The 25,859-nt window shown below is 32.9% G+C and carries 34 protein-coding genes and 5 tRNA genes; 1 reads left to right on the forward strand and 38 read right to left on the reverse strand.

Annotated features, from left to right (window positions below):
• Window positions 1-65 precede the first annotated feature (65 nt).
• The 38 genes from ybeY to recA form a co-directional block, all read right to left on the reverse strand.
• Window positions 66-473: an rRNA maturation RNase YbeY gene (ybeY, locus tag FOC43_RS06870; RefSeq protein WP_002778684.1), complete on the reverse strand. Its 408-nt coding sequence runs from the start codon at window positions 471-473 to the stop codon at window positions 66-68.
• Window positions 470-1,084 carry a recombination protein RecO gene (gene recO, locus FOC43_RS06875; RefSeq protein ID WP_002782374.1) on the reverse strand — a complete coding sequence of 205 codons (615 nt, stop codon included), beginning with the start codon at window positions 1,082-1,084 and terminating at the stop codon, window positions 470-472. Before recO ends, ybeY begins: the two co-directional genes overlap by 4 nt.
• The gene (locus tag FOC43_RS06880; RefSeq protein ID WP_002790500.1) at window positions 1,084-1,605 is read right to left on the reverse strand and encodes a cysteine hydrolase family protein; all 522 of its coding nucleotides are present in this window, start codon (window positions 1,603-1,605) and stop codon (window positions 1,084-1,086) included. Before FOC43_RS06880 ends, recO begins: the two co-directional genes overlap by 1 nt.
• Entirely contained in the window at window positions 1,602-2,363 is a 762-nt protein-coding gene (locus tag FOC43_RS06885) for a tRNA 2-thiocytidine biosynthesis TtcA family protein (protein WP_002790499.1), read from the reverse strand. Before FOC43_RS06885 ends, FOC43_RS06880 begins: the two co-directional genes overlap by 4 nt.
• Window positions 2,360-3,046, reverse strand: coding sequence for an aminodeoxyfutalosine nucleosidase (pfs, locus tag FOC43_RS06890; protein ID WP_002778692.1), 687 nt, complete (start codon window positions 3,044-3,046; stop codon window positions 2,360-2,362). The genes FOC43_RS06885 and pfs overlap by 4 nt, the downstream gene beginning before the upstream one ends.
• Window positions 3,047-3,967, reverse strand: a complete 921-nt coding sequence (gene fabD / locus FOC43_RS06895; protein WP_002787466.1) for an ACP S-malonyltransferase — start codon at window positions 3,965-3,967, stop codon at window positions 3,047-3,049.
• Window position 3,968: 1 nt separating this feature from the next.
• Window positions 3,969-4,541 (reverse strand): FKBP-type peptidyl-prolyl cis-trans isomerase, encoded by a 573-nt coding sequence (locus FOC43_RS06900; RefSeq protein WP_002778696.1) that lies wholly within the window; start codon window positions 4,539-4,541, stop codon window positions 3,969-3,971.
• 15 nt (window positions 4,542-4,556) lie between these two features.
• Entirely contained in the window at window positions 4,557-5,510 is a 954-nt protein-coding gene (locus FOC43_RS06905; RefSeq protein ID WP_002778698.1) for a tetratricopeptide repeat protein, read from the reverse strand.
• A 3-nt stretch (window positions 5,511-5,513) separates the two neighbouring features.
• The gene (pal, locus tag FOC43_RS06910) at window positions 5,514-6,011 is read right to left on the reverse strand and encodes a peptidoglycan-associated lipoprotein Pal (RefSeq protein WP_002778702.1); all 498 of its coding nucleotides are present in this window, start codon (window positions 6,009-6,011) and stop codon (window positions 5,514-5,516) included.
• Window positions 6,012-6,087: 76 nt separating this feature from the next.
• Window positions 6,088-7,299: a Tol-Pal system protein TolB gene (gene tolB, locus FOC43_RS06915; RefSeq protein ID WP_002787467.1), complete on the reverse strand. Its 1,212-nt coding sequence runs from the start codon at window positions 7,297-7,299 to the stop codon at window positions 6,088-6,090.
• A 13-nt stretch (window positions 7,300-7,312) separates the two neighbouring features.
• A complete protein-coding gene (locus tag FOC43_RS06920) occupies window positions 7,313-8,089 on the reverse strand; it encodes a TonB C-terminal domain-containing protein (protein ID WP_002786249.1) in 777 nt (258 codons plus the stop codon).
• A 3-nt stretch (window positions 8,090-8,092) separates the two neighbouring features.
• Window positions 8,093-8,482: an ExbD/TolR family protein gene (locus FOC43_RS06925; RefSeq protein ID WP_002779393.1), complete on the reverse strand. Its 390-nt coding sequence runs from the start codon at window positions 8,480-8,482 to the stop codon at window positions 8,093-8,095.
• Window positions 8,483-8,492: 10 nt separating this feature from the next.
• On the reverse strand, window positions 8,493-9,047 hold the full coding sequence (locus FOC43_RS06930; RefSeq protein ID WP_002779394.1) for a MotA/TolQ/ExbB proton channel family protein: 555 nt from the start codon (window positions 9,045-9,047) through the stop codon (window positions 8,493-8,495).
• Entirely contained in the window at window positions 9,048-9,437 is a 390-nt protein-coding gene (gene atpC, locus FOC43_RS06935; protein ID WP_002779395.1) for an ATP synthase F1 subunit epsilon, read from the reverse strand.
• Between the two features lie 3 nt (window positions 9,438-9,440).
• Window positions 9,441-10,838, reverse strand: a complete 1,398-nt coding sequence (gene atpD / locus FOC43_RS06940; protein WP_002785043.1) for a F0F1 ATP synthase subunit beta — start codon at window positions 10,836-10,838, stop codon at window positions 9,441-9,443.
• Window positions 10,839-10,864: 26 nt separating this feature from the next.
• Window positions 10,865-11,749, reverse strand: coding sequence for an ATP synthase F1 subunit gamma (atpG, locus tag FOC43_RS06945; protein WP_002790498.1), 885 nt, complete (start codon window positions 11,747-11,749; stop codon window positions 10,865-10,867).
• Between the two features lie 9 nt (window positions 11,750-11,758).
• Window positions 11,759-13,264, reverse strand: coding sequence for a F0F1 ATP synthase subunit alpha (gene atpA, locus FOC43_RS06950; RefSeq protein WP_002779398.1), 1,506 nt, complete (start codon window positions 13,262-13,264; stop codon window positions 11,759-11,761).
• Window positions 13,265-13,276: 12 nt separating this feature from the next.
• Window positions 13,277-13,798 (reverse strand): F0F1 ATP synthase subunit delta, encoded by a 522-nt coding sequence (locus tag FOC43_RS06955; protein WP_002782350.1) that lies wholly within the window; start codon window positions 13,796-13,798, stop codon window positions 13,277-13,279.
• Window positions 13,798-14,310, reverse strand: coding sequence for a F0F1 ATP synthase subunit B (locus FOC43_RS06960; protein ID WP_002779400.1), 513 nt, complete (start codon window positions 14,308-14,310; stop codon window positions 13,798-13,800). The genes FOC43_RS06955 and FOC43_RS06960 overlap by 1 nt, the downstream gene beginning before the upstream one ends.
• 12 nt (window positions 14,311-14,322) lie before the next feature.
• Window positions 14,323-14,748, reverse strand: coding sequence for a FoF1 ATP synthase subunit B' (locus FOC43_RS06965; protein WP_002779401.1), 426 nt, complete (start codon window positions 14,746-14,748; stop codon window positions 14,323-14,325).
• A 58-nt stretch (window positions 14,749-14,806) separates the two neighbouring features.
• The gene (locus FOC43_RS06970; protein ID WP_002779402.1) at window positions 14,807-15,643 is read right to left on the reverse strand and encodes a ParB/RepB/Spo0J family partition protein; all 837 of its coding nucleotides are present in this window, start codon (window positions 15,641-15,643) and stop codon (window positions 14,807-14,809) included.
• Window positions 15,644-15,647: 4 nt separating this feature from the next.
• The gene (locus tag FOC43_RS06975) at window positions 15,648-16,433 is read right to left on the reverse strand and encodes a ParA family protein (protein WP_002779403.1); all 786 of its coding nucleotides are present in this window, start codon (window positions 16,431-16,433) and stop codon (window positions 15,648-15,650) included.
• Entirely contained in the window at window positions 16,430-17,083 is a 654-nt protein-coding gene (locus FOC43_RS06980) for a biotin--[acetyl-CoA-carboxylase] ligase (protein ID WP_002779404.1), read from the reverse strand. Before FOC43_RS06980 ends, FOC43_RS06975 begins: the two co-directional genes overlap by 4 nt.
• Window positions 17,046-17,963, reverse strand: coding sequence for a methionyl-tRNA formyltransferase (gene fmt / locus FOC43_RS06985; protein ID WP_002779405.1), 918 nt, complete (start codon window positions 17,961-17,963; stop codon window positions 17,046-17,048). The genes FOC43_RS06980 and fmt overlap by 38 nt, the downstream gene beginning before the upstream one ends.
• Before the next feature lie 141 nt (window positions 17,964-18,104).
• A complete protein-coding gene (locus tag FOC43_RS06990) occupies window positions 18,105-18,497 on the reverse strand; it encodes a hypothetical protein (RefSeq protein WP_002779406.1) in 393 nt (130 codons plus the stop codon).
• The gene (locus FOC43_RS06995; RefSeq protein ID WP_002779407.1) at window positions 18,412-19,140 is read right to left on the reverse strand and encodes a hypothetical protein; all 729 of its coding nucleotides are present in this window, start codon (window positions 19,138-19,140) and stop codon (window positions 18,412-18,414) included. The genes FOC43_RS06990 and FOC43_RS06995 overlap by 86 nt, the downstream gene beginning before the upstream one ends.
• Window positions 19,141-19,193: 53 nt before the next feature.
• Window positions 19,194-19,328 carry a hypothetical protein gene (locus tag FOC43_RS09070; RefSeq protein ID WP_002779408.1) on the reverse strand — a complete coding sequence of 45 codons (135 nt, stop codon included), beginning with the start codon at window positions 19,326-19,328 and terminating at the stop codon, window positions 19,194-19,196.
• Between the two features lie 78 nt (window positions 19,329-19,406).
• Window positions 19,407-20,162: a glutamate 5-kinase gene (gene proB, locus FOC43_RS07000; RefSeq protein ID WP_002779409.1), complete on the reverse strand. Its 756-nt coding sequence runs from the start codon at window positions 20,160-20,162 to the stop codon at window positions 19,407-19,409.
• A gap of 201 nt (window positions 20,163-20,363) precedes the next feature.
• A tRNA-Leu gene (locus FOC43_RS07005) sits at window positions 20,364-20,448 on the reverse strand.
• Between the two features lie 5 nt (window positions 20,449-20,453).
• Window positions 20,454-20,530, reverse strand: a tRNA-Arg gene (locus tag FOC43_RS07010).
• Window positions 20,531-20,544: 14 nt separating this feature from the next.
• Window positions 20,545-20,621 (reverse strand) — tRNA-Arg (locus FOC43_RS07015).
• Between the two features lie 4 nt (window positions 20,622-20,625).
• Window positions 20,626-20,702: transfer RNA gene (locus FOC43_RS07020), tRNA-His, on the reverse strand.
• 24 nt (window positions 20,703-20,726) lie between these two features.
• Window positions 20,727-20,804 (reverse strand) — tRNA-Pro (locus FOC43_RS07025).
• 46 nt (window positions 20,805-20,850) lie between these two features.
• On the reverse strand, window positions 20,851-21,690 hold the full coding sequence (locus tag FOC43_RS07030; RefSeq protein WP_002779410.1) for a DNA ligase: 840 nt from the start codon (window positions 21,688-21,690) through the stop codon (window positions 20,851-20,853).
• Entirely contained in the window at window positions 21,690-22,352 is a 663-nt protein-coding gene (cgpA, locus tag FOC43_RS07035; RefSeq protein WP_002780014.1) for an AMIN domain-containing protein, read from the reverse strand. The genes FOC43_RS07030 and cgpA overlap by 1 nt, the downstream gene beginning before the upstream one ends.
• A complete protein-coding gene (locus tag FOC43_RS07040; protein ID WP_002779412.1) occupies window positions 22,342-22,545 on the reverse strand; it encodes a hypothetical protein in 204 nt (67 codons plus the stop codon). The genes cgpA and FOC43_RS07040 overlap by 11 nt, the downstream gene beginning before the upstream one ends.
• Window positions 22,546-22,610: 65 nt before the next feature.
• Window positions 22,611-23,855: a phosphopyruvate hydratase gene (gene eno, locus FOC43_RS07045; protein ID WP_002779413.1), complete on the reverse strand. Its 1,245-nt coding sequence runs from the start codon at window positions 23,853-23,855 to the stop codon at window positions 22,611-22,613.
• The gene (gene recA, locus FOC43_RS07050) at window positions 23,855-24,886 is read right to left on the reverse strand and encodes a recombinase RecA (protein WP_002779414.1); all 1,032 of its coding nucleotides are present in this window, start codon (window positions 24,884-24,886) and stop codon (window positions 23,855-23,857) included. Before recA ends, eno begins: the two co-directional genes overlap by 1 nt.
• Window positions 24,887-24,995: 109 nt before the next feature.
• On the opposite strand from recA, the gene FOC43_RS07055 reads away from it, so the two are divergent.
• Window positions 24,996-25,859, forward strand: a complete 864-nt coding sequence (locus tag FOC43_RS07055) for a menaquinone biosynthesis family protein (protein WP_002779415.1) — start codon at window positions 24,996-24,998, stop codon at window positions 25,857-25,859.

Here is a 25,859-nt window from a genome sequence, read left to right on the forward strand (position 1 = left end):
TAATATTTTTACTCATATATTTAAAATATAAAGCGCAAGTCTTCTAGCCCTTGAAAAAATCTTACTTAATCTTCCAAAGTCCTTATAATCAAACTTTTGGGCAAATTAAAGTGTTCTATAAGTTCTTTTTCTTTTTCTCTCATTTCTCCATTATCTACCTCATGATCAAATCCAAGCAAATGAAGCATGGCATGGATAAAAAGCAAGCTTACTTCCTCTTCAAAACTATGTCCTAACTCTTTAGCCTTCTGCTTTGCCAAATCCACATTGATCACAACAGAACCCAAAGGCAAGCTCTCATCGATATTTTCAAGTGGAAAAGAAAGCACATCGGTGGTTTTATCTTGCTTTCTTTGCTCTAAGTTAATCTCTTGCATTTCCTTACTTTCTACAAAAACAAGTTCCACATCCTTAGAGCTTAAAAAACTTGCTATAGGCTCTAAAAATTCGCATTTTTCATCACTTAATATCATAAACCCTCCTTGATCAATTGATACAAATTCCCTATTTCTTCATCACCAAAAATCGCACAATTTTTACTTTCATAAAAATTTTTTAATTTCTGCTTTTCAAATGCATAACCTAAAGCACAAGTGTGATGCGAAGGTAAAAAAGCACGAATTAAAGTGATGGGATTTTCTATGCTTTCATCACAAGCAAAACATCTAAATTCTTGATGGAGTCTTCCCTCAAATTCTAAAATCTTAAGATAAGCGTCCACAATCACGCGCTTGGGATTTTGCTTTTCAAAACGCTTTACACATTCATCTAAAAGCTCAAAATAAAAACTTTCAAGTACTTGAGCATCTTTTAAATGATGATACAGAAGACGGATAAATTCCTGCCAAATCAGCATTTTTTCACGATCCATAATCCATACAAAACCCAAATGCAAAACATCCTTAAGTCTTGGCAAAAAGCTAGGATTTTCATCTAAAGCAAAATCAATTTTATAACCATTTAAAATACTAGAATGTCTAAGCCCATAAAAACGATACGCCTTGATAAGCTCTTTAGGGCTTAAAATATAAACAATCAAATCCTCATCTTTTACTTTTTGCGTATGAAGTATAAAGCCTTGCATTAAAGTATTTCAATGCCATAAGCTCTAAGTAGATCAAAAGCGGATTTTTCTAAATTTTCATCAAAACTTGCACTTAAATTTTGATGGAGTATAAGTCTTGAATTTGGCTTCGCGCTAAAAGCTAAAATGATATTACAAAAGACGCAAATATGGGAAACAAGTCCTGCAAAATGGATTTCTTCGTATTCACTTTTTGCGATAAAATTTGCAAATTCTAAACTTCCAAAAGTATTTTTATGAAAAACCTTATGAGCTTTTTGCAAAAAGGGAGTAAAATCTTTAGGCATTTGCCAACCCGAGCTATCTTTTATACAATGTTCGATAGGCAAATTTAACCCTTCCTTGCTCTTTAAATAATCCTCATCATGAGTATCATAAGTAAGAAGCAAATGCGTGTTATTAAAATCGATTTGATTTAAGGCTTTAAGAATATTTTCTTTGATCTTTAAAGCCTTATCAAAACCTAAACTTCCATCAATAAAATCATTTTGATAATCCACTAAAACAAAAGCTTTTTTCATATTTTTGTCCTTTCTAGCCAAAAACTTTCTGTGTGTAAATTTGCAAAAGCAGTTTTTAAGCTTGTAAAAAGCTTAGGATGATCTTTTTCTAAATTTGCTAAAAGCTGTTTAGCTTCTTCTCTAGCGTGTGGAAATTTTACATTTTTTTCACTGAGTTTCATACCAGGACAAAATTCATTTCCTATCACGCTAAGTTCATTTTGCGTAGCATTATCTCTAAGTTGTCTTTCGCGCACAAAAATCAAAGGGCGTATAACCGTAATACCTCGTTTGCTTTGATAAATAGGCGCTAAAGTTCTTAAAGCTCCATTATGGATAAAATTCATAAAAAAGCTCTCAGCTGCATCATCTAAATGGTGTGCGATAGCTAATTTATTAAAACCTTTTTCAAGAGCATAAGTATACAAAGCACCTCGGCGCATTCTTGAAAAATAGCTACAAAAGCTTGAATTTTGTCTTATCGTATCGCCTGAAACTTCATAGATATTTGAATCAATCACGCTGTGTTTGATCCCATGCTCCTCACAATGCGCATGAAGCCCTGAGTAATCCTCACCCATACCATAGCTTAAAGTCGCTGCTTCAAGCTCGAATTTAAAAGGTGCATGAGCTTGCATTCTTTTTAAAAGATGTGCTAAAGCTAAAGAATCTTTTCCCCCGCTAAGTCCTAAAAGAACCCTATCTCCATCTTTAATAAGTCCAAATTTAGCATTAGCTTGTGCAACTTGGCGTATGAGTTTTTTGCTAAGATTTATCATAATTTCTCACACATTTTAAGTACAAAATTGGCTGAAATTTTAGCTGAATTGATCACAAACTCATCAAAATCAAATTCAGCCTTTTCGCCGGCTTTATCACTCATAGCTCTTAAGATAAAACAAGGCACCTTTAAAGCATCACAAACCAAAGCCACACTTGCGCCTTCCATTTCACAAGCATCCGCATTGAAAATTTCTCTGATTTTTGCTTTCTTTGCCTCATCACAAATAAATTCATCACCCGTTGCGATAATACCTGCACGAAGTTTGATATTTAATTCTTTTGCGACTTCTAAAGCAAGATTGTTTAATTTATCGTCTGTCTTTATAAAAATTTCATTTCCTGGAACAAAACCCAAAGGATGTCCAAAAGCAGTGATATCAAGATCATATTGAGCTAATTTTGTTGCATAAAGCAAATCACCAATTTCAAGTTCAGGATTAAAAGCACCTGCAACTCCTGTAAAAAGTAAAACTTGCGCGCCAAATTTTTCTATCATTACGCTAGCACTTAGGGTAGAATTTACCTTGCCTATCTTAGAATAAGCAAGAATAAGCTCATGATTTTTATAGTTTGCAAAATAATAAGTATTATTAGCGTGTTCTATTTTTGTATAATTTTTAAGTGTTTCAAGCAAAGGAGTGATTTCTTCACTCATTGCACCTAAAATTGCTATTTTCATTTATATTACCTTTAAAAATTCTTCTATATCATTCATATTTGTTAAAGCATAAGTTTCTTTTGAAGTGATTTTTTTATTCAAACCTTTAAGCACACTAGCGCCAAATTCTATAAAACAATCTGCTTCATTTTCACAAGCCTTAATGCTTTGTTTATAAAGCACAGGAGCTACAAGTTGGGTTTTTAAAAGCTCAAGAGCTTCTTGTTTGCTCGTATAAGCTTTAGCTGTAGCATTAGAAATTACAGCTTTAAAAGTAGGCTCTAGTATTTTTTCAAGCTCTATGCAAAGTTTATTAGACGCGTTTTCTAAAAGCGGACAATGGCTTGCCACGCTCATATTTAAAAGCATAGCTCTTTTAGCGCCTGCTTCTTTAAATGTGCCTTCATAGCTTGCTAAATCAGGTTTTAAACCTGCAACAACGATTTGCCCATCGCAGTTATAATTAGCTGCAAAAATTTTTTTATCCTCATCTCTAGCTTTTTGACAAAGCTCTTCCACTTTTTTATCATCAAGCCCTAAAATTACCATCATACCCGCTTCAACTTTTGCACAATCTTCTTGCATAAAAAGTCCTCTTTTATGCACAAGCATAGTTGCTTCTAAAAAGCTAAAAGCACCATTGATCGCCAAAGCTGAAAATTCACCCAAGGAATGACCCAAAGCAAATTTAGCCTTAATATCAGGTTTTAATTCACTCAAAGCACTATAAGCCATTAAAGAATTTAAGAGTATAGCAGGTTGTGTAAATTCACTTTTGTTTAAATCATCATTTTCGTTAAACAATAAATTTTTAAAATCAATTTTACAAAAATCGCTGGCATTTTCTAGAAGTTCTTTTGCGGTTTTGGAGTTTTCATAAAAATCTTTACCCATGCCAAGACTTTGAGAGCCTTGACCTGGAAAAATAAATACAGCATTCATCTTAGTGGCAACCACATCCACCGCCACCGCCACCGCAGCATCCGCCACCGCCATGCCCGTGATGATCATGTCCATGCCCATGTCCGCTTCCACAACCACAACTATGGCTTCCTGCTATAATGCCTGTAAGAAGCTCATCTTCACTTGCTGCTCTGGCATCTACTATATTTAAAGAAAAAAGCAAATCACGACCTGCATAAGGATGATTGTAATCAATAGTTACATCATTATCGCTGATTTCTTTAACAGTTACGCGAACGGTTTCTCCGTTTTCACCCTCGCCAAAAAGCTCCATACCTATTTTTAAATCAATGCCTGCAAATTGCTCTTTTGGTAAAACTTGCACTGCATTTTCATCGTATTCGCCCAAGCCTTTATCTTTTTTAATCACGACATCAGCATTGCTAGGGCAATCAAGCTTCATCACTTCTTCTTCTAAAGCTTCTAAAATTTGCCCTTTGCCTAAGATAAAAGAAATCGGTTGAGCATATAAATTTGATTCTAAAACTTCATTTGTATTTGCATCTTTTAATTCATAAAACATTGAAACTACGCTATTTTTTTCTATAGCCATTTTTTCTCCTTGATATTATTTTCTATTGGGGGAAGCTTTTGCTTCCGGTGAATTAGGATAATTTGTCTTTAAAGCCTTATAAAACCCATTAGCTGTTTTTGGATCTCCTATCTTATCAAGAGAAATCGCTGTGTGATATAAAAGCTTTGGAAAATAATCCCCTTTGGTGCTCAAAGCAGAACTTTTTTTATAATAAGCAATAGCATTATTGTATTTCTTTTGCTTATACTCAATTTCTCCTAACCAAAAATTTGCCCTTGCAGGTTTGTATTGTTTTGATATGAGATAGTTTAACTTAATTTTGCTATTCTCATAAGAATTATTATTTAAATCTTTGATAGCCAAGTCTAAAATTTCGTTATTTTTTTTCTTTTTCCAAGAATCATCTATTTGTTTAACTTCTTTTTCTTGCACTGGAGCAACACTGGCATTGTTTTCATCGCTAGAAGTTATGTTTTTATCATCGATCGATAGAGGTACAACAACTGTATTTTTGATACTTAAATTCGTACTATTTAAGTCATCTTTAGACACATAATTTGCGTTAATAGAATCAACCAAAGAACTTAATTCGGTTAAAATTTTCTTAATTTGCTTATTGTTAGCATCTTGAATTTTTCTACTTTCTTCAACATAAGCTTTTAAATTTTGAAGTTCTGTGCTTAAATTATTTTCCATAGCTTCAAAACGGGTTTCAAGTTGCGTTAATCTAGAATTGGATTTGGCATACTGCGAATTTATACCCTCTAAAGTACTTTGCAATCCTTCAACTCTTTGTTCAATCTCATTAATTCTAGAATTTGCTTGAACATTATTATTGCTTAAAGTATCTAATTTTTCCTTGAGTAATTTTTCACTTGATGTTAAACCATAGGGGGAATTACTGGTTAAATCTCCTGCACCAAAAGCAGAGCTTTCTGCATAAAGTAAAGTAGCTCCGATAAGAGCTACTGAGAATATTTTTTTCATCAATTATCTTGATAGTTTAAATTCTGCACGACGATTTTGAGCATCGCAAGCTTTTGTTTTTTCTGTGCATACTGGATTTGTTTCACCATAGCTTTTAACAGCAATTCTGTCAGAATTTACACCTTGAGCAATTAAAGCTTCTTTAACTGCTTTTGCTCTTTTTAAACCTAAAGCTTGATTATACTCATCTGTTCCCCACTCATCGCAATTACCTTCAACAGTAATGCTTACACCGCTTACTTCATTGTTGAAGATATTAGCATTTGTATTAACAACATTTTGCATATCTGGGCGGATATTAAATTTATCAAAATCAAAATATACTTTTCCTAAAGTATCATTAAGTTGAGAAATTTTTGAATCAATATCCCAACCATCACTACCACCTGTTCCACGATTCGAATCTACACTTGTATCACCACTTACGCTAGTGCTTTTTGTGCTACAACCACTGATAACCAATGCAAATGCTGCAATAGAACTAAAAAGAATTTTTTTCATTTATGACCTTTCAAAGTTAATAAATTGTTAGCATTATATCTAAAATTAATTAAATTTAACCAAAAATTACAAATTTTTACCAATCAATAGACTGAATTTTCCCAACTTTTAATGGAAAATAAAAAGTCTTGTTTGCATTAACACGAATAACACCTAAAGCACTCTGTGCTCCGAGATATTTGATAAAAACTATACTACCACCATCACTTGAAAATCTAGGAAATAAATTCTTTCCATTTGCGGTAAATTGACGAATACCTGTGCTATTGATTGACATTAAATAAATATTAAAAACACCTACTTGATTTGGCTCACGACTAGAATATACTAAAAAATCTTTATAGGTTGAAACTGCAGAATTATTTTTACCATGAAAAACTGCTTGTTCGGCAGATCCATTATTGAGATTTTGTATAAAAATATTAGGATAACCCAAGCGATCGCTAACAAAAACAAATTTACTATCATCTACGCCTATAAAGTTTCCATTTACATCTATGCCTGAATAATTCGTAAGTTGAGTTAAATTTTTAGAATTTAAATCATACAAATAAACATCAGGTTGATCTTTTGGAGCCATAGTCACAAGTAACTTACTACCATCTAAGCTTACATCGCTTGCTACAACCATACCTCCACTTGCTAAAATTTTACTTGCTTTATTAGTTCTTAAGTCATAGCGATAAAGCGTTGGTCTATCATGATCGTATGCGGTATAGTAAAAAATACTTTGTTCTTTATTTCCCCATTTAGGAAATAAATTCAATCCTCCATCAATGATTACTTTTTGATATGTTAAAGTATAATCGGCCATGATAATTTGACTTTTTTTAGAGCTTGAATTTCTGGCAATTAAAATTTTATGATCCATCCATTCAACAGGAGCAAGTCCTAATGCATTTACCGAAGCTTTTACGCTTTTGTGGGCCAAAAAAGGATACTGCTCTACACTATTTAAAGCATAGGTTTGACTTGATTTTTCCAAGCCTCCTGCTTTGATCTTAACATGCAAATTTAAAGCATTGCCATTTTTACTCAAATCGTATTCAAAAGTGTAATTTGCAGCTTCTGAACTTGCATCACTTACAACTTCAAAATTTGAACTTACTTTCAAGTCATTTACAATGATATTATAAAAACTACGCTTTAAATTAATATCACTTAAATTCGAATTGTCTTTAACAATGATTTTTGGTAAGACTACGCCTGAATTTACGACATCAATCACAGGATCTTCTGCCCAAAGTATTCCTAAAAAAATTAAAAATACTGTTACAATTTTTTTCATTTTTACTCCTCAATTATTTTTGAATTTGCGCCTCATCTTTTAAATTCATAGTAATACTTATGCTTTTATTTTGAGGTGGATAGGCTATAAATTTACCTTTTTGGTTTTCTAAAAATTCGGCTACTTTTGCGTCGTATAAAGAATTTCCGCTTTTTTCGACTGAAGTATAGCCAAAATTTCCATTTTCATCAATAAAAATTTTTACCTTGACTGAAATATTTTCACTATTAGGATGATATTGTCTCCATCTTTGGGTGATGGTGCGCACCACCTTTCCCAAAAACTCATCATAAATCCCTGTCTTTTGATTTTTAATACTTTCGCCTTGATTGATACTTTCTTCTTCAAGTAAGCTATCGTTTAATTGCTTTACAAGCTCTGAAGCTTGAGTTTTTGAACTGCTTGTTGTTTCTGATTTAGCGCTTGATTGTATTTTAGTAGTTTTTTCCTCTTGTATCTCTTTGATACTACCAAAAAGCTCATTAAAATTGCTGGCTTTTTGATCCACATCTTCAGTTTTTACTGCTTTGTTTGTAGTTTGTGCAAAAAGTTTTTCAATATCAAGCTCTTGGGCAGGTTTTTGAATATCTTTAGGAGCGCTTTGCTCATTTACGACTTTTTTTGAGGGTTCCATAAGCTCTATGTCGATAAAACTATCTTGAATATCCGTATATTGGATTGCAGGTTGTATGTGGGTTACGAGTCTAAAAAAAATAAGAATTATAATAAAAACATAAACCGCAACAGCAAGCAAAAATGAATTTATCTTGCCTAGACCATATTCTTTCATAGCTTATTCTGTTTGCAAGGCGACTTTATTAAAGCCCAAATTTTTAATACTTTTTAAAACAAAAATAACATCATCGTATTTTAAACTCTTATCAGCCCTAATAAATACCGGTTCGTCGGTATTCAATTGTGCTTTTTTTTGCGCAAGATTATCTGCAAAGCTTACAAAACTATATTTTTCTTGATTTAAAAATATCTCTTTTTTAGCATTAATACTAACAATTAAGCTTTTAACACTAGGAGCACTTGTGGATTTTTGACTTCCTTGAGGAAGATTGATTTTTTCTTCATAAGTAATGCTTGGAGCTGTTACCATTAAAATAGCCAATAAAACAAGCATGATATCAACCAAAGGAGTTATATTAAGCTCTGGCTTCTCATCGTCAAATGGCATATCTTAAATCCTATTTGTTAGAACTAATAACTTTAATCTCACTATCAATTATACTTAAGAGCTCAAAAGCCTTTCTTTTAATAATAAGATGAAAAGTATAAGCAGGAATAGCAACCAAAATACCACAGCCTGTGGCAACTAAAGCTTCACTGATCTTAGGTGCAATAATACTTAAAGAATTTTGCGTCCCTAAACCACCAAAAGTCTCAAGTATAGAAATAACAGTCCCAAAAAGTCCTATAAATGGAGAGGTTGAAGCTACTATACTAAGCCAAGTAAGCCCATTGGATGCGCGACGACTTGCTAAATTTTTGTAAATCTCAAGATGTGATAAACTAGTATCTGTGCACTTTCTTAAAATAGAACGCGTTCTACTCAAATCTTTTTCTCCCAAGAGTAGAGCTTCTAAACTTTCTTTTTCTTTATTTTTCCAAGCTGCCAAATAAGTCACTCTTGAAAAAAGTATAAAAAAAGAAAGTATAAAATATAAGGAAAGCCAAGCTAAGACTATATAAGTAATTATGCTTGAACTTCCAAAAAACTGAAATATCGCTTCAAAATTCATCTACCTAACCTTTGCATTGTCAAGCTTTGAAAAGGTAGCAGCTAAAGCTGTATTGTCTGAACTCATAGATTTGATTAATTCTTTAGCGCTTTCAAGATTTTTTTCGATTTCGCTTTCGCTAGAACCTGAAATCCAAACCGCGCCCTTAGCCAAAACACTGATCTTATCTTCATCTACCTTAGCATGACCTGCATCAATTGCGATTAATTCATGATTTAAATCAGCTTTTTCTATATCAATTACACCAGATTTTAAAGATGAAACTAAAGCAGCATGTCCTTTAAGTACTCCAAATTCTCCTTCACTTCCTGGCAAGGTAACTGATTTTACCTCCCCTTGATAAATCACACCCATAGGTGTAACTATTTCAAAACTGATTAAATTGTCCATAAATTAACCTTTCAGTTTATCTGCTTTTGCAATAGCTTCGTCAATATTACCCACCATATAGAAAGCATTTTCTGGTAAGTGATCGTATTTACCTTCTAAAATTCCCTTAAAGCCTGCAATGGTTTCCTCAAGAGAAATATATTTTCCAGGGCTACCCGTAAATACTTCTGCAACGAAGAATGGTTGTGATAAGAATTTTTCAATTTTTCTTGCTCTTTCAACGATCAATTTATCTTCTTCGCTTAATTCATCCATACCCAAAATTGCAATGATATCTTGCAAATCTTTATATTTTTGAAGTACAGATTGAACACCACGCGCAACTTTATAGTGCTCTTCGCCAATAATTTGAGGATCAAGCATTCTTGAAGTTGAGTCAAGTGGATCAACCGCAGGATAAATACCTTTTTCAGCAATAGATCTATTTAAAACAGTTGTAGCATCTAAGTGAGCAAAAACAGTTGCTGGAGCTGGGTCTGTTAAGTCATCTGCTGGAACATAAACTGCTTGAACTGAAGTAATTGATCCCTTTTTAGTTGAAGTGATTCTTTCTTGGAATTTACCCATTTCACTTGCTAGAGTTGGTTGATAACCCACAGCTGAAGGAATTCTTCCTAAAAGCGCAGACATTTCAGAGCCTGATTGTGAAAATCTAAAGATATTATCGATAAACATCAAAACATCAAGACCCATTTCGTCTCTAAAATACTCAGCCATAGTAAGACCTGTTAAAGCAATACGATTCCTTGCCCCTGGTGGTTCATTCATTTGTCCATAACATAAGGCAACTTTATCCAAAACATTACTTTCTTTCATCTCATTATAAAGGTCATTTCCTTCACGAGTTCTCTCGCCAACACCCGCAAATACTGAATAACCGCTATGTTTAAACGCAACATTGTGAATAAGCTCCATAATAATAACTGTTTTACCAACGCCAGCACCACCAAAAAGCCCTACTTTACCACCTTTTGCATAAGGAGCAAGCAAATCCACAACCTTAATTCCTGTTTCAAAAATTTCACTTTTTGTACTTTGATCTTCAAATGCAGGAGGATCTCTATGAATTGCCCATTTTTTATCAAAAGCAACTTCTTCACCCTCGTCGATCAAATCTCCCGTAACATTAAAAATTCTTCCTAAAACTTTTTCACCCACAGGAACGCTAATAGGAGCACCCAAAGCTTCTGCTTTAAGTCCTCTTACCAAGCCATCTGTCATATCCATAGCAATAGTTCTAACTCTATTATCGCCCAAGTGTGCTGCTACTTCTAAAACAAGTTTTTGTTTTTTGCCTTCACTTTCAAAATTTACAACAATGGCTTCATTAATTTGAGGCAAATAGTCGTTAAAATCTACATCAACAACTGGACCTAATACTTGTGAAATAAATCCTTGCATTATTTATACTCTCCTTAAAAATTTTACTATTTCATTGACTCAACACCACTGATAATTTCAATAAGTTCAGTAGTGATAGATTCTTGTCTTGCTTTATTGTAAGCTAAATTAAGCTGTTTAACCCTAGCTTTTGCATTATTGGTGGCATTATCCATAGCCTGCATTCTCGCACTATGTTCTGCAGCCAAAGAATCAATTAATGCATAATACATATTGTATTCAAAATATGTTTTCATCAAATCTCCCAAGAGATCTGTATCTTCAGGTTCAAGTTCTAAAAGCGAATTCGAGTTTCCTTCGATTTGCTTTGGCTCTACTGGGATTAGATGAGAAATTTTTAATTCTTGTGTGATCATATTTTTATATCCATTATGCACTAGAACAACTTCATCAGTTATTCCATTTAAATAATCATCTACAGCAGCTTGAATAACAGAGCAAGCTTTATCATAATCAGGACTTGAGCTCAAGCCAAGATATTTTTCTAAAAGCTCTATTTTTTGAAAATTAAAATACTCAATTCCTGTTTTTCCAATAGCTCTTAAGCGAACATTGATATTTTTTTCTTCATATTCTTTTAAAAGTTCGCTTACAGCCTTTAGGGTTTTGATATTAAAACCGCCACAAAGTCCTTTATCTGCTGTTATAAAGATCAGATCTACATTTTTGATTTGATTTTTCTTATGAAATAAAACAAATCTTGAATCCTCTTCATTGTGAACAATCTTATTGACTTGAAAAGAAATTTCACTTAAAATCTCATCGATTTTTTGCGCATAAACTCTAGATCTTTTTGCTGCTTCTTCTGTCTTTTTTAATTTGGCAGTAGAAACAAGCTTCATCGCATTGGTTGTTTTTTGCGTATTATGGACGCTTTTTATTTTTCTTTTAATTTCTTTTAAATTAGACATAAAAGAACCTTATAAATGGTTTGCTTTAAACTCGTTTATTGCTTTAGCTAATTTCTCTTCTAACTCTGCATCTAAAGCTTTTTTCGAACGAATTTGCTCAAAAAGATCTGGATATTTTGCTTCTATAAATGGATAAATTCCATCTTCAAATTCTCTGATTTTTGAAACAGCTACATCATCCAAATAACCTTTTGTTCCCGCAAAAATTAAAACCACTTGTTTTTCAACACTAAGTGGAGAATAAGGAGGTTGTTTTAATAACTCAACCATTCTTTGTCCGCGTTCAAGTTGTTTTCTACTTGCCTCATCCAAATCACTTGCAAATTGAGCAAAAGCTTGGAGTTCTCTATATTGTGCAAGATCAAGTCTTAGAGTTCCTGAAACTTGTTTAGTTGCTTTAATTTGAGCCGCACCACCCACACGAGAAACCGATAGACCCACATTGATAGCTGGACGAATTCCTGAGTTAAATAAATCAGTTTCTAAGAAAATTTGTCCATCAGTGATCGAAATAACATTGGTTGGAATATAAGCTGAAACATCGCCCGCTTGAGTTTCGATGATTGGTAAAGCTGTTAAAGAACCCGCACCTAACTCATCATTTAATTTACTAGCTCTTTCTAAAAGTCTTGAGTGAAGATAGAAAACATCACCAGGATAAGCCTCGCGACCTGGAGGACGGCGTAAAATCAAAGACATTTCACGATAAGCCACAGCATGCTTACTCAAATCATCATAAACAATTAAAGCGTGTTTTGCATTATCTCTAAAAAACTCACCCATAGTTACACCTGTATAAGGTGCTAGGTATTGAAGTGCTGCTGGATCCGAAGCACCCGCATTTACAACTATAGTATAATCCATAGCTCCATGCTCTTCAAGTCTTTTTACAACTTGAGCCACTGTGCTTTGCTTTTGTCCTATGGCTACATAAATACAAACAACTCCTTGTCCTTTTTGAGAAATGATAGTATCTACAGCTACAGTAGTTTTACCTGTTTGTCTATCGCCTATGATGAGCTCTCTTTGGCCACGACCAATTGGCACCAATGCATCTATAGCTTTAATCCCTGTATGTAAAGGTTCATGTACACTTTTTCTAGCCATGATACCTTTAGCTTTTTCTTCTACAAATCTAAATTCATTACTATTGATAACACCTTTAGCGTCAATTGGTTCACCAAGTGCATTCACCACACGACCGATAAGAGCTTCCCCTACTGGAACTTTAAGAAGTTTTTTAAGGCGTTTTACAGAAGTACCTTCTTTTAAGCCTTCTCCTTTTCCAAGTATAACTATACCCACGCTACTTTCTTCAAGGTTTAATGCCATACCTTTATCGCCATTGTCAAATTCTACCATTTCACCGGCCATAATATTTTTAAGACCATAAACCTTAGCCACACCATCAGCTACTGAAATAATTTTTCCTGTTTCTTCAATCTCTAAATTTAAATCAAAATTTTCGATTCTTTCTTTTATGATAGAACTGATTTCATCAGCTTTAAATTTCATTACACATTCTCCTTAAATAATTTTGAGTATATATTCGCTCATCTTGTTTTGAAGAGCTTTCATTGAAAAAGAAATTTCATAACCTAATTCTTCTAGTGAAATTTTCACACCTTCATTTAAACCTACTTTATTTTGTAGTTTAATTTTAACACCAAACTTAGCACTAAGTCTATTTTCAAGCTCTTTGATATTATCTTCGCTTAATACTTCTTTAGAATAAACAGTCCCTAAAAAAATATTTTCTTTAAAAGATTTTTGTCTTTCAAGCTCTTTAGCAATTTGAGGAATGCAAGAAAGTCTTGAATTTTCTGCTAATAGTTTTAAAAAGTTGTTAAAACTAGGACTAGCTTTTTCTATTAAAGAAATAACAAATTCTAATTTTTTTTCTTTTTGAATTTGATTTGATTCTATGATATTTTTAAATTTAGGCGAAGCAAAAGCCGAACTTAAAATAGACAAATTATCATAAAATTCTGAAATATCTGCTCTTAAGGCTATAGCTTTTGCGTATCTTTTAGCTATTAGATCATTCATTAAGACACCTTCTTCATCATAATATCAATGATTTCATTCTGTTTTAAAGCAATATTTGAATCTTCAAAAATCTCTTTAAGAGTTAAAGACACAACCTCTTTTTCCATTTTTCTAAATTCATAGTCTTTTTGCTCTTCAAAATGCTTCTGAAGTAAAGCAAGCTCATTTTGAGTTTCTTCTTTAATTTTTTGAGCAAGCACCTCTGCTTCTTTTTTTGCCACAACTAAAGCTGCTGCTGCATTTGCTTTAGCTTCTTCAAGCTTTTTCATTGTGTCAAGTTTTTTTGCCTTGCTTTCCAAAAGCTTCTTTTGAATTTCGTCTAATTTTAAAGAAATTCTTAAAATTCTGTTTTTATAAAAAGCTTTAAAAGGATTTGCTACAAAATAATACAATATAGCTACAAAAATTAAGAAATTTATTGTTCTTGGAACAATATCATACTCTCCGCTACCATTAGATGCACCAAAGGCACATAAAGGCAGTAAAAAAATAAAGTAAAATAGCTTTTTCATCTTTCTCCTTAATTAGTGCTGTTTAATATTATTTTGCAAAGCTTGTTTAAGGTCAGGCAAGTGTGCTGACAAATGATCTTGAAGTTCTTTTTTTTGAGATACTAATTCAGTATAGAAGTTAGCCATTTTACGCTCTAACTCTTCCTTTTTAGCTTTTATAGCTTGTTGAGCTTCCTCTTTGGCTGCATTGATGGCATTTTGTTTGATTTTATGGATTTCTTCTCTTGTACTCACATGAATTGCCTCAACCTCGTCGTTTGCTCCTAACATTTCTTGTGAATTTTCCTTGACTTTGTTTTCGTCGTTTTTTATAGAATCATTTCTTTCATCCATAAATTTCAAAAGGGGCCTGTATAGCATAGTGTTTAAAATCACTATCATAGCTAAAAAAATAGCCATAGTAGCAAGCATTATGGAAGGATGCATATCTTCAAACATAGATCTCCTTTGGGGTATTATAAGTCTTTTATTGTAACAAATAAAAACTAATACTTTGTTAAAATTTATTGAGAATTTCAGTCAGTTTTTTAATTTTTTCAATATTGTCCAAACGAATAATGAGTTCCTTTTTATTGTTTTTAGATGCAAATCCTAATTTATTTAAAGTCTGTTTTAAACTTTGCATAGAATTTTCAAATTCTACATCTTCTGTGTTTTCTTTATTCTTAACCTTTTGAACAAGTCTTTCCGTGTCTCTTACGCTGAGTTTTTGCCCCAAAATACTGTCTACAAGTACTTTTTCATCTTCTTTATCTAAGCCTACTAAAACCTTAGCGTGTCCTTGTGAAATTTTACCACTTGCTATGAGATCTTGAGTTTTAGGATCTAAATTTAAAAGTCTTAAAGTATTTGTGATTTGGGTTCTGCTTTTATGGATAAGTTCGGCTAAATTTTCTTGAGTGATATTATAAACCTCTATTAAGTCTTTGTAAGAATTTGCAAGTTCGATAGGATTTAAATTTTCTCTTTGTATATTTTCTATGAGTGCTAATTCTCTAAGCTTGCTCTCATCGCTGTCTGACACAAAGGCCAGTATATTTTCTTTGCCTAAAATTTGAGTAGCTCTAAGCCTTCTTTCACCGGCTACCAAGATAAAACTATCATTTTTTTTAAGTACGATTATAGGTTGTATTAATCCATGCTCTTTTATAGAATTTGCAAGTTCATTTAAAGCTGCTTCATCAAAAGTTTTTCTTGGCTGAAAAGGATTTGGAGTAATTTTTGAAATTTCTACAAGACTCACTTGGTTTTTATCAAGACCTAGTTCTCTACTATAAACTTCTCCTACATCCCCCATTAAGGTGCTCAAACCTCTATTTTTATTAAGACCCATTGTTTTATCCTAAAATCGAATATGCTAAATTTTGATAAGCCAAAGAACCAGGAGATTTGATATCATAAAGTATGATAGGCTTTCCAAAGCTTGGGCTTTCAGCTAGTTTTACATTACGAGGGATAACAATAAAATCATCTTCATTGCCATTTATGGTAAAAAGTTGCTTTTTAAAATTTTGCTTTAAATCCTCTACAACATCTTTAGAAAGATTATTTTGCGAGCTATACATAGTCGGTAAAAATCCTCGCACTTTTAATTTGGGGTTGATAGTTTTTTTAATAATTTTAATCGTATTTAAAACCATTGCCACACCTTCAAGCGCATAAAACTCGCATTGTATAGGTATGATAACACTATCGCTAGCAACAAAAGCATTGATAGTGATACTTCCAAGTGCGGGCGGAGAATCGATGATAATAAAATCATACTCATCAAGTACTTCTTGAATTTGGTTTTTGAGTATCATTTTTTTTTCGTTATTTTCGCCTTTTGCAAGTTCTTGCTCTATGCCTACAAGACCTATATTTGAAGGAGCTAGATGAAGTTGGGGTAATTCTGTTTTTAAAATAATATCAGAAAGTTTTTTTCTACCTATAAAAACATGATAAATATTATATTCATAATTATTGCGATTAAAACCCAAGCCTGTTGTAGCATTTGCTTGTGGATCCACATCAATTAAAAGAACTTTTTTTTCAGCTACCGCCAAAGATGCCGCTAAATTCACAGCTGTTGTAGTTTTACCTACTCCACCTTTTTGATTTGCTATAGTAATAATCTCACTCATCTTAAACTATACACCCTTTTATCGCCTAGTAAAATTGATCCATCCTCATATAAAAAAGCATTTTCAAGTGAAAATACCTTACCTTCATAATGGACACTAAATTGTCTTGATTTTTCAAATTCTAACATATACTTGCTAAAAATATGCTTCCATAAAAATTTTTTCTCTAGTCTTTGTAAAAACTCTTGTATCAAATCTTTAAGCAAAATTTCAACATCACACAAAGCTGCATCATGGGGAGCAAATTTTAAATTTAAACCCATGCCGCCCACTATAAAATCTGAAATTTTAGTGCTTATTACCCCTCCCACTTTTTTATCATCTAAATATAAATCATTGGGCCATTTAAGCCAAATTCTAGAACCTTTTTCTTGTAAAATTTCCTTTAACAAATAAGCAAAATAAATACTCACAGAAGCCAAGGGCAAATCGCTTGGCAAATCGCCTTCTTTAATGCAAAAAGAAAGATGTAAATTTCCGCTAGAACTTTGCCATGAATTTTCTCTACTACCCACACCCTTTGTCTGATTTAAGGCATAAAGGGCAAAATTTTCATTGATTTTGCCGCTGCGAATTTGCTCGCATAAAAAAAGATGGGTAGAATCAATACTTTCAACACAAGCTATCTGCACTTTTAAGCCTTTTTCCATTTAAATAAGTTCTGCCATCAAGAGCTTTTTTTCCACTTTCTTGAAGTTTTTTAATGCGTAAAATTCCTTGTTTGCAAGCAAGTAAAAAGCTTTCCTTTTCAAGTTCTAAAATTTCGCCCATTTTGGCATTTTGCTTCAACTCATCCACAAGCTCAAGTTCTATAAATTTCAAACCATTTTCTAAAAAAACCCCGGGCCAAGGTGTAAAAGCTAGATATTTTTGATAAATTTCTCTTGCATTATCTAAACTCACAAGCCCATCTTCTTTTTTGATCTTTTTACAATGTGTAGCTAAGCTTTCATCTTGTTTTTTTGGAAGGAGTTTTTCATAATTTAAAAGAGTAGAAAGAGTAAGCTTTGCTGCTAAATTTGCTAAAATTTCAAAAACTTCATTTACATTTTTATCTCTTATATCGCATTCTACGCTCTCAAGCACAGCTCCTGTATCTAGTCCTTCTTCCATAAGCATCGTGCAAACCCCGCTTTTTTCATCAGCATTTAAAATCGCGCTTTGTATTGGACTAGCGCCTCGGTATTTAGGCAAAAGCGAAGCGTGTAGATTGATACAAGGAGCTATATCTAAAATAGCCTTAGGTAAAATTTTTCCATAAGCAGCAACTACTATAAAATCAGGCTTTAAAGCACAAATTTGCTCTATAACGCTCTCATCCTTTAAAGAATTTGGGGTAAAAATAGGAATTTGTGGAGCTTTTTGAAGCAAAAATGCTTTAGTATCACTTGGTGTTAAAATCTGCTTTCTACCCACAGCTTTATCAGGCTGAGTAAAAAGCGCTAAAAGCTCAAAATTTTCATCTTCTAAAAGAGCTTTTAAAATACAAGTTGCATAGCTTGGTGTGCCCATAAAAATAATTTTTTTCATCATTTCGCTTTATATAAAATTCAAGGTTTTGATTATAACAAATTTGATTTTAAAGCTAACTCAATCCAGTCAAAACGGGGTGAATCTTTATAAAAATTTTGTAAGGTTAAATGCGGAAATTGCCGAATTTTTTAAGGGAATTTAGGCCTTAAGATCTGTTTTAAAGAAATTTTGTGTAAATTCTTTTTGCAAATCTTGTTTTTGATGATCTTGATAATTGTGTGTGATTCTTTGCTGATTTTTAAGTTTTAAAAGTTTTTCTTTTGTAATATTGGGATTGTTTTGTATCAAAGCTCTAAATTCAGGAAATTCATTAAGCAATTGCTCTTTTTCATTTTCTAAATCATTACTTGGTAAAATTCTTGGTTCTTCAATCACTATATTTAAAAAACCAGAAGCAGAAGTTCCACTCGTCGCTCTAAAAGGATTATCATAGTAAGCCTTAACCTCATTTAATGTTTTGCCTGCATACGAATGCCAAATTTTGCTTGTAGGATCGACAACTAAATGAATTTTTGGCTTTATCGCTATCATCTAAAATATCATTTAAAGCATCTATAGCCCAATTCGTATAGCCTTGCATATCTGTACCGCCTTTAGCAGAATACTCAAGCCTCGTAATAATCCCATCAAAATTTCTATCACTTTTTATACTTTCATCTATAAGTGCTTCTATACTTAAGCTTTTATCGCTAATTGTATTTTCAACATAGCCTGTTGTACTTTGAGTCATTCTTAAAACAACTGCCCCAAAATTCTTACTTAAATCTTGATTTTTTGCGACATCTTCTACTGAATTTTTTAAAGATAAATGCTCGTTATTTTCTATTCTGCCATTTTTATCCCTATCGGCATTTAAAAAATTTCTATTTATCATAATATCTTTATACCAGCCTTCTACAAAAGCGGCTGCTTTTCCGCTTAAGCCTATATTTCCATTAGAAAGTTTTAAAAAATCATTTGCGCTAAAATGATTTGTCAAAAGTTCCATGCTTTCATTGCTTAAATTCAAAGAAATTTCTTTATCATCACTAAAAAAATACACGGAATTTTTTGTATTATTATCAGTATTAAAATCTGCGACATTTCTTTTTATATTTTCACTTTTAGAAGCTGAAAATACAGCTTCATTTTTAGTAGAATAAAAAGTATCTACAGCATTTACTAAAATAGACATTAATAATACTCCACACAAACAGGCTCGCCATTTACTCTAACATTAGGTAAAGCCTAGCAAGCATACTCATCATTAGGCACTAAATTAGGATTGCAGCTACCTGGATTAATTAAATTTTGCAAAGAGCAAGTATAAGGATCGTATGCAAAAGTAGCAACTGAAAGAAGTATTTTTACTGACTTTTTCATCATTTCTTCTTAATATTATGAATTATGCGCATAATTTATTTTACTCTTCAAAACTTAAGGAAAAATAAAAATTTATAATCACTCAAATAAAGTTCCGCCTATTTGTTTATTTTCTAGCAAAAATGCCTTTGCAACACTTAAATCAAAACCACTTGCTAAAAACATTTTTTTATGATTTTCTAATAAAAATTTAGCTGCTTTTAGCTTAGTAACTATACCGCCTGTTCCGTGCTCGCTTCCTGTTTTAACACTCACATTAAGCCATTCTTCTTTGATAAATTCAACCCTTTCCAAACGCTTTGCATCGCTAAATTCACTAGGATTTTTATCATAAAAACCGTCAATATCACTTAAAATCACAAGCAAATCAGCTTCAAAAAAATGCGTCGCATAGGCACTTAAACTATCATTATCACCAAAAACAATCTCTTCAATAGCTGTGGCATCATTTTCATTAATAATAGGCAAAATTCCTAAATCAATCATCGCATCAATAGCATTTTTAGCATGCTTAGTCGCCTTTCTTGAATCAAAATCTTTTCCTGTAAGCAAAATTTGTCCACCCATTTTGCCAAATTTGGCTAAAAATTCATTATAAACGCTGATTAAAAAAGGTTGTCCTATCGCAGCTAAAACTTGTTTATTAATTAAATTTTTTCTATCTATATGAAGCTTGGTACATCCTGCTGAAATAGCAGCTGAAGTAACTAAAATAACTTCATATTTTTGCATTAATTTGGTCAAAAAAGCCACCAAATTCTCAAAGCGCTTTAAATTTAAAAGATTCTCATCGCTGATCACATGAGAGCCTACTTTTACAACTATTCTTTGCATACTTTTCTCTTTAATTTTATATGGTATTGAAATTTTTAAATTAAAAATTCATTTTATAAACTTAAAAAATTTTATCAAATTTTTTAATAAAAATGATTAATTTTCTAAAAATCGAAATAAAATTTAAAACAAAATGAAATTTTTTATTTTGTAAAGAAAAAGACGATTGCGCTAATTTAAGGGAGATATAATTTTAAATTGTGGTGCGGATGAAAGGACTTGAACCTTCACGCATTGCTGCACCAGATCCTAAGTCTGGCGTGTCTGCCAATTTCACCACATCCGCTAGTATGGTACGCTCAAGAGGATTCGAACCTCTGACCTACGGCTTAGAAGGCCGTTGCTCTATCCAGCTGAGCTATGAACGCATATAAAAATTTGGTGGTGCGCCCGATAGGAATTGAACCCATAACCTACAGATCCGAAGTCTGTTGCTCTATCCAGTTGAGCTACGAACGCTTAGTGGGGTGAGTGATGGGAATTGAACCCACGACCCTCAGGACCACAATCTGATGCTCTAACCGACTGAGCTACACTCACCATTTTGTATAAATTTATAAAAAATGGTCGGGGTGAAAGGATTCGAACCTTCGGCCCCTTGGTCCCAAACCAAGTGCGCTAACCAGACTGCGCTACACCCCGAAAAAAGTAGGTATTATATCAGAAAAAGAAAACAAAGTCAAGAATTTTAATCCCTTATGCGTAAAAAAACTGGAAAACGCGGTAAGGAATTTTTAGTCAACCCATTAAATTTATAAGTAACAATAGAGCCTATTTTAGGTGGATTTTCCCTATCTTTATCTTTTAAACCACTGCCTATTCTAATCACCCTATCATTTGGCATTTGACAGAGTAAAGCGCCGATTTTACCTTGGAATTTACCCTTACCTTCAGTATAACCTATGACTTTACATTCAGCATCTTCATAAGGTTTTAATTTAAAAGCGTTTTTACTTCTGCCTTTTTCATAAGGAGCAAGATCCTTGCGTATAACTACACCTTCGCCCTTATTTAAGACAATATCTTTATAAAATTCTTTTAAATGCTCTTGATCTTTTATAGGAATTTGCTTTATGATTTTTATATAAGGATTGGGATTTTGTTGCAAATACTGCTCTAAAACCTTAAGGCGGTTGCTTAAAGTACAAGAAGTGAGTTTAAATTCTTCACAAGCATTGGGTACATCAAAAACATTATAAGTAACACTTTTCCAAAGGCTTGAGTCTAGATTATCGCCACGAATTAAAGCTGACACCTCATCAAATTTAGCCCTAGCTATCCAAAGCTCCCCATCAAGCTTAAAGCTAGGAAAATTATAAGTAAAATAAGAAGGAGTATAAATTGGATTATCTTGGCGGGTTTTAAATTTTCCCACTTCCCAAATTCCTCTGACTCCATCAAGCTTTTCACTCATTAAATAGCCATTAAAATTCTTATTTTGAATTTCTTGTTCACTTATCTTGCTTAAAAGTAAAATATCGCTAGCAAAAGCAAAACTAACACACCATAAAAAAACAAAAATTCTCATCACAATAGATTGATCATATATCCTGTAGCATCTTTTTGGATATTGTAATTATAATTTCCATCCAAATATATCACAAGTCTATAATACCCCTTATGAGAGCCAAAATCTATACGCTTAAAAAGAGAATTACTAATGCGTATGTTTTTAGTAGGATTTACTAGATCTGATTTAAAATCCACTACAATTTTACTAGGATTACCTATGGAAAAATCACTAATAAGCTCATCACTAGTATTGAGTTTGATTTTATTTTTATACACTGCATAAGATATAAAATCATAAATTTTATCAACTTGTAGCGGTATTTCTATATTTGCTGTACCATTGGATTCTTTTTTAGAATCATTACGTTCAGGTATAGTTACTGAAACATCAAAAACTTTTGAAGGATCTGGGCTCTTAGTACGGACAAGAGTATAAGTATCGTGCCAATCTATGCTTTTATTAATATCAACATTTAATACTTCTTCACTTCCATCAAGATTAATATAATTAAAACTTACGCTTTTTAAAACTCTTGCATTAGAATTAAATTTAATATCCTCTTTTTGAAAATCAGGTGGCATAATCATACTCATGTTTTGCTCTGATTTGAAAGGATTTTCCTCAGCATTTAATAAAGAAATAAAAATTAAAAATATTCCTAAAATTTTAGTTTTCATTGGGGTATAATCCTTGTAATTCAAAATAATCTTTTTGTGCTTTGGCGTTTTGCTCTTTGAGAAAAGATATTTTTTTATTCAATTCTTCTTTGGTTGCTTCAAGTGAAAGCAAGGTATCTAAAGAATACTGCCCAAAAAGCATATTTCCAAAATAAATAGCTCCTATAATGACAAGAAAAGCCCAAAAAACCATCTTTATAAGATGGGCATAAAAGCTCTTTTTCTTGGTGCTTTCGTCATATTCTTTGAGTAAATCACTCAGAGTTTTTCTCCTAAATATTCATCACTTTCAAGCTCAATTTCAAGCAAGCGATTGTATTTTGCAGTTCTTTCGCCTCTTGCCAAAGCCCCTGTTTTGATTTGTCCTGTATTTAAAGCTACAGCAAAATCTGCTATGAAAACATCTTCACTCTCGCCACTTCTATGGCTCATCACACACTTATAATTGTTTCTTTGTGCTAAACGAACAGTTCTCATAGTTTGAGTAATAGTTCCGATTTGATTTGGTTTAATAAGCACAGCATTTGCCATTTTTTTGATAATGCCTTCTCTTAAGATATCTTCATTTGTTACAAATAAATCATCGCCCACAAGCTGAATTTTATTGCCTAATTTTTCAGTAAGCTTGATCCAGCCCTCAAAATCATTTTCAGCTAAACCATCTTCAATGCTGCAAATTGGATATTTTGCGCAAAGCTCCACATAGCGTTCAATTAAGTCTTCACTTGAAAAAGCTTTGCCCTCCATGTGGTATTTACCTTCTTTAAAAAATTCAGTACTTGCCACATCAAGAGCGATTTTAACACGATTTTCATAACCTGCTTTTTTAATACAAGTCATTAAAAGATCAATAGGCTCTGTATTGTTAGCCAAATTTGGAGCAAAGCCTCCTTCATCGCCCAAAGCTGTAGAATGTCCTAAATTTGCAAGCTCTTTTTTTAAGATCGCATAAATTTCACAAACTGAACGCAAAGCTTCTTTAAAGCTTGTAAAACCAAAAGGCATGATCATAAATTCTTGAAAGTCTATATTATTGCTTGCGTGGGCGCCACCATTGATGATGTTGCACATTGGCACAGGCAAAATACTCGCATTTGCACCCCCTAAATAACGATACAAAGGCACTCCTAAAGCATTTGCCGCCGCACGCGCTGTTGCCATAGATACTCCCAAGGTCGCATTTGCGCCTAATTTTGAGTAATTATTTGTACCATCAAGCTCACGCAAAGTATCATCAAGCTGAGCTTGATTTAAAGCATCAAGTCCTAAAATTTCATCAGCTATAGTTTCATTTACATTAGAAACTGCTTTTAAAACACCCTTTCCACCAAATCTTTCATCATTATCACGAAGTTCTAAAGCCTCCTTAGAACCTGTACTTGCACCACTTGGAACTATAGCTGCACCCATACTCCCATCACTAAGTACAACTTCTGCTTTTACAGTTGGATTTCCTCTACTATCAAGCACTTCATATGCCCTAACATCTTCAATTACTAACATTATTCTTCTCCTTCTTCATCTTCGCTACTGCTAATCATGCCTTCTATACCCATAGAATTTTGAATTTCTTTGGTAATTTCATCAGCTATTTCTGGATTTTCTTTTAAGAAAGCTTTTGAATTTTCTCTACCTTGACCCAATTTTTTATCTTTATAAGAAAACCAAGCACCACTTTTATCTACTATATCAAGTTTTACACCATAATCGATCAATTCACCCTCACGGCTTAAACCCTCTCCAAACATTACATCAAATTCAGCTTGTCTAAATGGAGGTGCTACTTTATTTTTTACTACTTTAACTTTAACACGGTTACCAATAGGCTCTTCATTTTGTTTTAAAGTCGCTACTTTTCTAACATCTAAACGCACTGAAGCATAAAATTTGAGTGCATTTCCTCCTGTTGTTGTTTCAGGAGTTCCATAACCCATAGCGCCAATTTTCATACGAATTTGGTTGATAAAAATCACGGTTGTATTCATTTTATGGACAATTCCTGTAAGCTTTCTTAATGCTTGAGACATAAGTCTTGCTTGAAGCCCTACATGCTGATCTCCCATATCGCCTTCGATTTCAGCTTTTGGAGTAAGTGCTGCAACGCTATCTACAACTATCAAATCTATAGCCCCACTTCGTGCTATGGTTTCAACGATCTCTAAAGCCTGCTCACCAAAATCGGGTTGAGAAATATAAAGATTATCTGTATCTACGCCCAAATTTTTAGCATATTTTACATCCAAAGCATGCTCAGCATCGATAAAGGCACAAACCCCACCCGCTTTTTGACACTCTGCTATAATATGCAAAGTTAAAGTTGTTTTACCTGAACTTTCAGGCCCATAAATTTCAATAATTCTTCCTTTTGGAATTCCGCCTATACCAAGTGCAAGATCAAGTCCTACAGAACCTGTTCCTATGCTATCAATCTGCTCTACTTCCTTATCTCCAAGCCTTAAAATAGTGCCCTTGCCAAAAGCTTTATCGAGCGATTTTAAGGCGGCATCAAGCGATTTTTTCTTATTATCGTCCATTATTTTCCTTAAAAATTGCAAATTTTTAGCTAGAATTTTAACAAAATAAAATTAAATAATAGTTTATTTTGATAGAATAAAAATTATTTCATTAAAAATTAGGAAAGCTATGAAAAAAACAATTACAATCGCACATTCACCCGATGCGGATGATATTTTTATGTATATGGCAATTAAACTAGGATGGATAGGGAATGATTTTGACTATAAAAATACGGCTTTAGATATACAAACTTTAAATGATTTAGCCTTAAAAAATGAATTTGATGCTACAGCGATCTCGTTTGGACTTTATCCTTTAATTGCTAAAGAATACGCTCTTTTGCGCACCGCAGTAAGTTTTGGTGAGGGTTATGGGCCAAAACTTATCAAAAAACAAAATACACATTTAAAAAGAAATTTTAAAGTTGCATTAAGTGGCGCAAACACTACCAACGCTCTAATTTTTCGTATGAAATATCCAGAAGCTAGAATCATTTATAAAAATTTCTTAGAAATTGAAAATGCAGTTTTAAGCGGCGAAGTGGATGCAGGGGTTTTAATCCATGAAAGCATTTTAGAATTTGACAGTAGTCTTTGTGTGGAAGCTGAAATTTGGGATATATGGCTAGAACTTGCACAAGAAAATTTACCTCTACCTTTGGGTGGAATGGCTTTGCGTCGCTCTTTGCCGCTTAGCGATGCTATCAAGATAGAAAGAGATCTTACAAATGCTGTAAAAATAGCAAATTCTAATCGCCGCATTTTGGCCCCTATGCTAATGGAAAGAAATTTAATCCGCGTTAATGAGGAAAAACTTGATACTTATTTGAATTTATATGCCAATAAAAACTCCATTTGCATGAGCGAAACGCAATTTAAAGCAGCGGATGTGCTTTTTAAACTGGGATATGATTATAAATTTTATGATAAAATCATACATGCTAAGGATTATCTTATCCCGAGCGAGTATGAAGAATTTAGAAATTCTTAA

Source organism: Campylobacter coli (genome assembly GCF_009730395.1).
GTDB classification, from domain to species: domain Bacteria; phylum Campylobacterota; class Campylobacteria; order Campylobacterales; family Campylobacteraceae; genus Campylobacter_D; species Campylobacter_D coli.

Coding starts and splice junctions, on each gene's coding strand:
- FOC43_RS06970 (WP_002779402.1), bottom strand. CDS start 15,643: ATGGGTCTTAATAAAAATAGAGGTTTGAGCACCTTAATGGGGGATGTA.
- tolB (WP_002787467.1), bottom strand. CDS start 7,299: ATGAAAAAAATTGTAACAGTATTTTTAATTTTTTTAGGAATACTTTGG.
- FOC43_RS06995 (WP_002779407.1), bottom strand. CDS start 19,140: ATGTCTATTTTAGTAAATGCTGTAGATACTTTTTATTCTACTAAAAAT.
- FOC43_RS06920 (WP_002786249.1), bottom strand. CDS start 8,089: ATGAAAGAATATGGTCTAGGCAAGATAAATTCATTTTTGCTTGCTGTT.
- FOC43_RS06900 (WP_002778696.1), bottom strand. CDS start 4,541: ATGGCTATAGAAAAAAATAGCGTAGTTTCAATGTTTTATGAATTAAAA.
- FOC43_RS06965 (WP_002779401.1), bottom strand. CDS start 14,748: ATGTTTGAAGATATGCATCCTTCCATAATGCTTGCTACTATGGCTATT.
- cgpA (WP_002780014.1), bottom strand. CDS start 22,352: ATGAAAACTAAAATTTTAGGAATATTTTTAATTTTTATTTCTTTATTA.
- atpD (WP_002785043.1), bottom strand. CDS start 10,838: ATGCAAGGATTTATTTCACAAGTATTAGGTCCAGTTGTTGATGTAGAT.
- atpA (WP_002779398.1), bottom strand. CDS start 13,264: ATGAAATTTAAAGCTGATGAAATCAGTTCTATCATAAAAGAAAGAATC.
- fmt (WP_002779405.1), bottom strand. CDS start 17,963: ATGAAAAAAATTATTTTTATGGGCACACCAAGCTATGCAACTTGTATT.
- FOC43_RS09070 (WP_002779408.1), bottom strand. CDS start 19,328: ATGAAAAAGTCAGTAAAAATACTTCTTTCAGTTGCTACTTTTGCATAC.
- FOC43_RS06960 (WP_002779400.1), bottom strand. CDS start 14,310: ATGAAAAAGCTATTTTACTTTATTTTTTTACTGCCTTTATGTGCCTTT.
- fabD (WP_002787466.1), bottom strand. CDS start 3,967: ATGAATGCTGTATTTATTTTTCCAGGTCAAGGCTCTCAAAGTCTTGGC.
- atpG (WP_002790498.1), bottom strand. CDS start 11,749: ATGTCTAATTTAAAAGAAATTAAAAGAAAAATAAAAAGCGTCCATAAT.
- recA (WP_002779414.1), bottom strand. CDS start 24,886: ATGGACGATAATAAGAAAAAATCGCTTGATGCCGCCTTAAAATCGCTC.
- FOC43_RS06930 (WP_002779394.1), bottom strand. CDS start 9,047: ATGAATTTTGAAGCGATATTTCAGTTTTTTGGAAGTTCAAGCATAATT.
- eno (WP_002779413.1), bottom strand. CDS start 23,855: ATGTTAGTAATTGAAGATGTTAGGGCATATGAAGTGCTTGATAGTAGA.
- FOC43_RS06975 (WP_002779403.1), bottom strand. CDS start 16,433: ATGAGTGAGATTATTACTATAGCAAATCAAAAAGGTGGAGTAGGTAAA.
- pal (WP_002778702.1), bottom strand. CDS start 6,011: ATGAAAAAAATTCTTTTTAGTTCTATTGCAGCATTTGCATTGGTTATC.
- FOC43_RS06980 (WP_002779404.1), bottom strand. CDS start 17,083: ATGGAAAAAGGCTTAAAAGTGCAGATAGCTTGTGTTGAAAGTATTGAT.
- FOC43_RS07040 (WP_002779412.1), bottom strand. CDS start 22,545: ATGGTTTTTTGGGCTTTTCTTGTCATTATAGGAGCTATTTATTTTGGA.
- proB (WP_002779409.1), bottom strand. CDS start 20,162: ATGCAAAGAATAGTTGTAAAAGTAGGCTCTCATGTGATCAGCGATGAG.
- atpC (WP_002779395.1), bottom strand. CDS start 9,437: ATGGACAATTTAATCAGTTTTGAAATAGTTACACCTATGGGTGTGATT.
- FOC43_RS06905 (WP_002778698.1), bottom strand. CDS start 5,510: ATGAAAAAAATATTCTCAGTAGCTCTTATCGGAGCTACTTTACTTTAT.
- FOC43_RS06885 (WP_002790499.1), bottom strand. CDS start 2,363: ATGATAAATCTTAGCAAAAAACTCATACGCCAAGTTGCACAAGCTAAT.
- FOC43_RS06880 (WP_002790500.1), bottom strand. CDS start 1,605: ATGAAAAAAGCTTTTGTTTTAGTGGATTATCAAAATGATTTTATTGAT.
- recO (WP_002782374.1), bottom strand. CDS start 1,084: ATGCAAGGCTTTATACTTCATACGCAAAAAGTAAAAGATGAGGATTTG.
- pfs (WP_002778692.1), bottom strand. CDS start 3,046: ATGAAAATAGCAATTTTAGGTGCAATGAGTGAAGAAATCACTCCTTTG.
- FOC43_RS06955 (WP_002782350.1), bottom strand. CDS start 13,798: ATGAATGATCTAATAGCTAAAAGATACGCAAAAGCTATAGCCTTAAGA.
- FOC43_RS06925 (WP_002779393.1), bottom strand. CDS start 8,482: ATGCCATTTGACGATGAGAAGCCAGAGCTTAATATAACTCCTTTGGTT.
- ybeY (WP_002778684.1), bottom strand. CDS start 473: ATGATATTAAGTGATGAAAAATGCGAATTTTTAGAGCCTATAGCAAGT.
- FOC43_RS07055 (WP_002779415.1), top strand. CDS start 24,996: ATGAAAAAAACAATTACAATCGCACATTCACCCGATGCGGATGATATT.
- FOC43_RS06990 (WP_002779406.1), bottom strand. CDS start 18,497: ATGATAGCGATAAAGCCAAAAATTCATTTAGTTGTCGATCCTACAAGC.
- FOC43_RS07030 (WP_002779410.1), bottom strand. CDS start 21,690: ATGAGAATTTTTGTTTTTTTATGGTGTGTTAGTTTTGCTTTTGCTAGC.